This window comes from Microbacterium enclense, assembly GCF_004022425.1.
GTDB lineage: Bacteria > Actinomycetota > Actinomycetes > Actinomycetales > Microbacteriaceae > Microbacterium > Microbacterium enclense_A.
The window spans coordinates 1-1,827 of record NZ_RBZY01000129.1 but is presented as its reverse complement, the minus strand read 5'-3'; the positions used below and the strand labels follow the sequence as shown (position 1 = coordinate 1,827).

General features: G+C 67.3%; 2 protein-coding genes. Both read right to left on the bottom strand.

Annotation, left to right across the window (positions count from 1 at the left end; translation table 11 throughout):
- Nucleotides 1-40: 40 nt before the first annotated feature.
- Nucleotides 41-826 carry a succinate dehydrogenase iron-sulfur subunit gene (locus tag D8Y23_RS16515; RefSeq protein ID WP_128219100.1) on the bottom strand — a complete coding sequence of 262 codons (786 nt, stop codon included), beginning with the start codon at nt 824-826 and terminating at the stop codon, nt 41-43.
- The coding region (locus D8Y23_RS16510; RefSeq protein WP_128219099.1) for an FAD-binding protein at nt 826-1,827 on the bottom strand (1,002 nt) is incomplete at its 5' end. The genes D8Y23_RS16515 and D8Y23_RS16510, both read right to left, overlap by 1 nt.

Genomic DNA, 1,827 nt, shown 5'->3' with positions numbered 1-1,827 from the left:
GCGGGGCGCCGAAGCGCACCCGCCGTTCGAGGAGTCGGGCTCAGCGTCCGCGGAGGACCGCCTGCTTGACCTCGGCGATGGCCTTGGTGACTTCGATGCCGCGGGGGCACGCCTCGGTGCAGTTGAAGGTGGTGCGGCAGCGCCACACGCCTTCCTTGTCGTTCAGAATGTCCAGGCGCACATCGCCCGCGTCGTCGCGCGAGTCGAAGATGAAGCGGTGCGCGTTGACGATCGCCGCCGGACCGAAGTACTGGCCGTCGGTCCAGAACACGGGGCACGACGAGGTGCACGCGGCGCACAGGATGCACTTGGTGGTGTCGTCGAAGACCTCGCGGTCGACGATGGACTGGATGCGCTCCTTGCCCGGCTCGGGCTTCGAGCTCGAGATGAGGAACGGCTGAACTTCGCGGTAGGAGGCGAAGAACGGCTCCATGTCGACGATCAGGTCCTTCTCCAGCGGCAGTCCCTTGATCGCCTCGACGTAGATCGGCTTCGAGATGTCGAGGTCCTTGATCAGCGTCTTGCAGGCGAGCCGGTTGCGACCGTTGATGCGCATGGCATCCGATCCGCAGATTCCGTGTGCGCACGATCGGCGGAACGACAGGGTGCCATCGACGTCCCATTTGATCTTGTGCAGGGCGTCGAGCACGCGGTCGGTGGAGTAGAGCTCCACGTCGTAGTCCACCCAGCGCGGCTCGTCGTCGACCTCTGGGTCGAACCGGCGGATGTTGAACGTGACCAGGAACGACTGGATGCCGGTGTCCGCCGGGGACTGCTCGATGTCGGCGGGGGCGTCGGTCGTGGTGTCGAGCGCGGTCGCGGCCATCAGTACTTCCTCTCCAGGGGCGGGTAGCGCAGCTCGCCGGCGTCGTTCTTGGTGAACACCACCGGCTTCCACCCGAGTTCGATGTGGTCGGCGGGGTGCGACGAGTGCGGGTCGCCGGTCAGGTAGGCCATGGTGTGCTGCATGTACTTCTCGTCGTCGCGCGTGGGGAAGTCGTCGCGCATGTGACCGCCGCGGCTCTCCTCGCGGTTCTGGGCGGAGTAGACGACGACCTCGGCCAGGTCGAGCAGGAACCCGAGCTCGACGGCCTCGAGCAGGTCGGTGTTGTACCGCTTGCCCTTGTCGTCGACGTGGACGTTCTTGAACCGCTCGCGCAGGTCGGCGATGATGTCGAGCACCGCGGCGAGGGAGTCGTGGGTGCGGAAGACCTGGGCTCCCTTGTCCATCTCGTCCTGCAGCGTCTTGCGCAGGACCGCGATGCGCTCCGTACCGGCATTGGCGCGCAGGCCCTCGATCATCTCGCGGACCTCCTTCGCCGGGTCCTCGGGGAGGGGCACGAAGTCGGCCGTTTGGACGTACTCGACGGCGTTGCGGCCGGCGCGCTTGCCGAACACGTTGATGTCGAGCAGCGAGTTGGTGCCGAGGCGGTTGGAGCCGTGCACCGAGACGCACGCGCACTCGCCCGCGGCGTACAGGCCGGGGACGACGGTGTCGTTGTCGGCGAGCACCTCGGCCTTGATGTTGGTCGGGATGCCGCCCATCGCATAGTGCGCGGTCGGCATGACGGGCACCGGCTCGACGACCGGGTCGACGCCCAGGTAGGTGCGGGCGAACTCGGTGATGTCGGGGAGCTTGGTCTCGAGGACCTCAGCGCCCAGGTGGGTGCAGTCCAGCAGCACGTAATCGCGGTGGGGACCGGCGCCGCGGCCCTCGGCGACCTCCTGCACCATGCAGCGGGCGACGATGTCGCGAGGTGCCAGGTCTTTGATCGTCGGGGCGTAGCGCTCCATGAACCGCTCACCGCTGGCGTTGCGCAGGATCGC